Source organism: Streptomyces nanhaiensis, from assembly GCF_046614825.1.
GTDB classification, from domain to species: domain Bacteria; phylum Actinomycetota; class Actinomycetes; order Streptomycetales; family Streptomycetaceae; genus Streptomyces; species Streptomyces radiopugnans.
The window spans coordinates 1-4,776 of the sequence record NZ_JBKJFM010000250.1 but is presented as its reverse complement, the minus strand read 5'-3'; the positions used below and the strand labels follow the sequence as shown (position 1 = coordinate 4,776).

Annotated in this window: 3 protein-coding genes and 1 pseudogene; 3 read left to right on the top strand and 1 reads right to left on the bottom strand. The window is 75.4% G+C overall.

Going from position 1 to position 4,776, the window contains the following annotated elements; all coding sequences use genetic code 11:
* The 3 genes and pseudogenes from ACLIYP_RS29175 to ACLIYP_RS29165 all read left to right on the top strand — a co-directional run.
* Positions 1 to 225: pseudogene (locus ACLIYP_RS29175) on the top strand (hypothetical protein); the annotation flags it as partial.
* Positions 226 to 234: 9 nt separating this feature from the next.
* Positions 235 to 2,172: a DNA primase gene (gene dnaG / locus ACLIYP_RS29170; protein ID WP_412716087.1), complete on the top strand. Its 1,938-nt coding sequence runs from the start codon at positions 235 to 237 to the stop codon at positions 2,170 to 2,172.
* A gap of 168 nt (positions 2,173 to 2,340) precedes the next feature.
* Positions 2,341 to 3,621: an RNA polymerase sigma factor gene (locus ACLIYP_RS29165; protein WP_412716086.1), complete on the top strand. Its 1,281-nt coding sequence runs from the start codon at positions 2,341 to 2,343 to the stop codon at positions 3,619 to 3,621.
* A gap of 56 nt (positions 3,622 to 3,677) precedes the next feature.
* Here ACLIYP_RS29165 and ACLIYP_RS29160 read toward each other — a convergent pair.
* Positions 3,678 to 4,776: FGGY-family carbohydrate kinase (locus ACLIYP_RS29160; RefSeq protein ID WP_412716085.1), on the bottom strand; the 1,099-nt coding region annotated here is incomplete at its 5' end.

Sequence of the window (4,776 nt, the reverse complement as noted above, 5' to 3'; positions counted from 1 at the left end):
CACGGCGCCGCCGTGCTGCGCGCGGGCGCCGCCGAGGCCGCCGCCCGCGGCGCCGCGCTGCTGTGGTGCAACGGCCGCACCCGGGCCCGCGGCTTCTACGAGCGCCAGGGCTTCCGGGTGCACGGCGAGGAGTTCGTCATCGAGGGTGTCGGCCCGCACCTCGTCCTCGTCCGGGAGATCCCGCCCCGGACCCGCCGTACCGGGGACGCCGCGGGGCGGCCGTAGACTTCTGCCGTGGCGGGACGGATCAACGACGACGACGTGAAGGCGGTGCGGGACGCGGTCCCGATCGACGCCGTCGTCTCCGAGTACCTCCAGCTCCGCCCGGCCGGCGGCGGCAACCTCAAGGGCCTGTGTCCCTTCCACGACGAGAAGTCCCCCTCCTTCCACGTCAGTCCGAGCAAGGGCCTGTACCACTGCTTCGGCTGCCAGGCCGGCGGGGACACCCTCGACTTCGTGATGAAGGTGGACCACCTGTCCTTCTCCGAGGCCGTCGAGCGGCTCGCCTCCCAGGCGGGGGTCACCCTGCGCTACGAGGAGGGCGGCTACGCCCCCGGCCGCCAGCAGGGCGAGCGCATCCGGCTGGTCCAGGCGCACAAGGCCGCCGCCGCCTTCTACACCGAGCAGCTCGACTCACCGGAGGCCGAGACCGGCCGCCGCTTCCTGGCCGAACGCGGCTTCGACCAGGACGCCGCCGCGCACTTCGGCGTCGGCTACTCCCCGGCCGGATGGGACCACCTGACCCGCTTCCTGCGCGGAAAGGGGTTCAGCGACAAGGAGCTGATCCTGGCCGGTCTCGCCCAGGAGAGCCGCAACGGCCGCCCCATCGACCGCTTCCGCGGCCGGCTGATGTGGCCCATCCGCGACATCACCGGCGAGGTCGTCGGCTTCGGCGCCCGCAGGCTGCGCGAGGACGACAACGGGCCGAAGTACCTCAACACCCCCGAGACGGCGATCTACCGCAAGTCCCAGGTGCTCTACGGCATCGACCTGGCCAAGCGCGAGATCGCCAAGACCGGCCGGGCCGTGGTCGTCGAGGGCTACACGGACGTGATGGCCTGCCACCTGGCCGGGGTCACCGGCGCCATCGCCACCTGCGGCACGGCCTTCGGCGGCGAGCACATCAAGATCCTGCGGCGGCTGCTGATGGACAACTCCCGCTCGGAGGTCGTCTTCACCTTCGACGGCGACGCGGCCGGGCAGAAGGCCGCCCTGCGCGCCTTCGAGGACGACCAGAAGTTCGCCGCCCGCACCTCCATCGCCGTCACGCCCGGCGGCATGGACCCGTGCGAACTGCGGCTGGCCGAGGGCGACGAGGCGCTGGCGGCCCTGGTGGAGGGGCGCTCGCCGCTGTTCGAGTTCGCCATCCGCTCGGTCACCGGGCAGCACAACCTGGACACCGCCGAGGGCCGGGCCGCCGCCCTGGAGGAGGCCGCGCCGATCGTCGCGCGGATCAAGGACGGCTCGATCCAGCACCAGTACGCCGTGCGCCTGGCCGGGCTGCTGGGCATCCTCGACACCGAGTTCGTGGTGCGGCGGGTGGGGCAGCTCGCACGCTGGGAGCGCGAGCGGCGGGCCGGCGGTCCGGGAGGCCAGGGCGGCCAGGGCGGCCAGGGAGGCCCGCAGCAGCGCCGCTCCGCCGGGCCGCCCGCACCGCAGGTCCGGCCCGGCCCCGCGCCCGGCGGCCCCCGGCTGGACCTGCGCAGCCCCCAGCGGCTGGCCGAGCGCGAACTGCTCAAGCTGGCACTGCAGTTCCCGGCACTGGTCTCCCCGCTCTTCGACGCCTACGGAGCCGACGAGTTCACCGCCGAGCCCTACGCCGAGGTGCGCCGGGCCGTGGAGAAGGCCGGGGGAGTGGAGCGGGCCGACGGGGAGTACCTGGCGCGGGTGCGCGACGCCGCGCCGGACGACACCGTGCGGTCGATGATCACCGAGTTGAGCGTCGAGCCGCTGCGCACCCCGCGCGAACCCGACGAGGCCTACGCCGGGGAGTTCCTGGTCAAGGTGCGGCTGGAGGCGGTCAACCGCCGGATCGCCGAGCTGAGCAGCACCCTCGCGCGCATGGCGAACAGCGGGGACGAGGCGCAGACGGCCGTCGCCGAGCAGCTCTGGACGCTGGAGCGGTACGGCCGGTCGCTGCGCGACCGCGGCGCCGCAGCGCTCTGGTCGTAGGCCGCGCGCTGCGCGCGGACCTGATCCCGTACCGGCCGGACCCCGCCCGCCGCCGACCGTTCACCGGCCCGTTTCGCCACGTTCCGTACGCGTTCGGTGACCCGGGAGTCCAGAAACCGTGCGCACGCCCCTCGTGGCGGGAGTGTGCCGTACCCCACACTGAGAGAGGTGCCTGAGCCCCCGGAGCGCGTACCCCCTTCGGCGCCGCTCGTCCGCCGCGGTGCGGGCGGCGGTGCGGCCGCGCCCGTCCTCGTCTCGCGTGTCGTCCCCGAACCGGCAGCGATCAGCTTGGAGGCCGCCCCCGTGCAGACCCGGACCCCGGCCGGCGCGGCCCTCGCCGCCCCCGCCGTTCCCGCCGCCCCCGCCGTTCCGGACTCCACGGGCGCTCCGGCCCTGGCCGTCGTGCCGCCGGACGGCCCGCAGCCTCCTCCCCCCGACCGTCCCCGGGCCGCCCCCGGGCAGGACGCGGAGCCGGAGCCCGGACGCCTCCGGGCGGAGCCCGCCCTCGCCCCCCGGCTGGGCGGACCCGACGGAACAGGCCCCTCCGCCGACCTCTTCCGCCAGTACCTGCGCGAGATCGGCCGCGTCCCCCTGCTGACGGCCGCCGAGGAGGTCGAACTCGCCCGGCGCGTCGAGGCGGGCCTGTTCGCCGAGGAGAAGCTCACCCGCACCCCCGGCCTCGACGAGAGCCTCGCCCTCGACCTCGACCGGCTGGTGGTCATGGGCCGGGTGGCCAAGCGCCGCCTGATCGAGGCCAACCTCCGCCTGGTGGTCTCGGTGGCGAAGCGGTACGCCGGCCGGGGGCTGACCATGCTCGACCTGGTCCAGGAGGGCAACCTGGGCCTCATCCGGGCCGTGGAGAAGTTCGACTACACCCGCGGCTACAAGTTCTCCACCTACGCCACCTGGTGGATACGCCAGGCCATGTCCCGCGCGCTGGCCGACCAGGCCCGCACCATCAGGGTCCCGGTGCACGTCGTGGAGCTGATCAACCGGGTCGTCCGCGTCCAGCGCCGCATCCTCCAGGAGCGCGGCTACGAGCCGACGCCCGAGGAGGTCGCCGCCCAGCTCGGCCTGACCGGGGAGCGGGTCGGCGAGGTGCTGCGGCTGGCACAGGAGCCGGTGTCGCTGCACGCTCCGGTGGGCGAGGAGGACGACGTCAACCTCGGCGACCTCATCGAGGACGGCGACGCCCCCTCGCCCGTGGAGTCCGCCGCCTTCCTGCTGCTGCGCCGGCACCTGGACGCGGTGCTGTCCACCCTCGGGGAGCGCGAACGCAGGGTCGTCCAGCTGCGCTACGGGCTCGTCGACGGCCGCCCCCGCACGCTGGAGGAGATCGGCCGCCTCTTCGGCGTCACCCGCGAACGCATCCGCCAGATCGAGTCCAAGACCCTCGCCAAGCTCCGCGACCACACGTACGCGGACCAGCTCAGGGGCTACCTGGACTGAGACCCGGGGTCCGTGACCCGGGGCCCGGCGCGCGGCCCGGCGCGGCCTGCGTGGGCTCAGCCGAACGCGCCCGGATGCGTCTGCTCGCGCACCGTCACGTACTGCTGCCGCACCGCCTGGCCCACCGCCAGTTCCTCGCCCGGTTCCAGGACCCGGCCGGCGGGGGCGGGCCACATCGGGGGCTGCTGCGGCGAGAGCGTGCCCTGGGCCACCCCCAGGGCCCAGGCGGCCTGGCGGGCGGCGCCCAGCGCCGTGTAGTCGGCGGGCTCGGGGACCACCACCTGCGCGCCCAGCAGGGCCGGGGCGATCGCCTGCACGGCCGGGAGACCGGCCGCGGGCCCCAGCAGGAAGACCCGGCCGACCGACACGCCCCGGCCGCGCAGCACGTCGAGGGCGTCGGCGAGCCCGCACAGCATCCCCTCGAAGGCGGCACGCGCCAGGTGCTCCGGCTTCATGCTCTCGCGCCGCAGCCCGGCCAGCGTGCCGGCGGTGTGCGGCAGGTCGGGGGTGCGCTCGCCCTCCAGATAGGGCAGCAGCACCAGCCCGTGGGAGCCCGGCGTGGAGGTCAGCGCCAGCTCCGACAGCCCCTCCAGGGAGGTGCCGAGCAGGTCGGCGGCACCGCGCAGCGCCCGTACGGCGTTGAGCGTGTGCACCACCGGCAGGTGCATGCCGGTGGCGTCGGCGAGTGAGGTGATCATGCCGGTCGGCTCGGCCAGCGCCTGGTGGTGCACGGAGAAGACCGAACCGGACGCCCCCAGCGAGACCACCGCGTCGCCCTGGCCGACGCCCAGACCGAAGGCGGCGGCCATCGTCTCGCCCGTGCCGGCCGAGATCAGCAGCCCCTCCGGGGTGTGCCCGGCGGGCTCCGCCGGGCCCAGCACCTCGGGCAGCTTCACCGGGTGGCCGAGCGCCAGCTCGGCCAGGTCCGCCCGCCAGGACTCGGTGGCGGCCGACCAGTAGCCGGTCCCCGAGGCGTCGCCGCGGTCGGTGGTGCGGCGCGGCGGGCGGCCCAGCAGCTGCCACGCCAGCCAGTCGTGCGGCTGGAGGACCTCGGCCACGCGCCGCGCGGCCTCCGGCTCGTGCCGGGCCAGCCAGCGCAGTTTCGCCACCGGCTGCGCGGCCCCCGGCCGCTCACGGCCGTACGTCCCGTCCTCC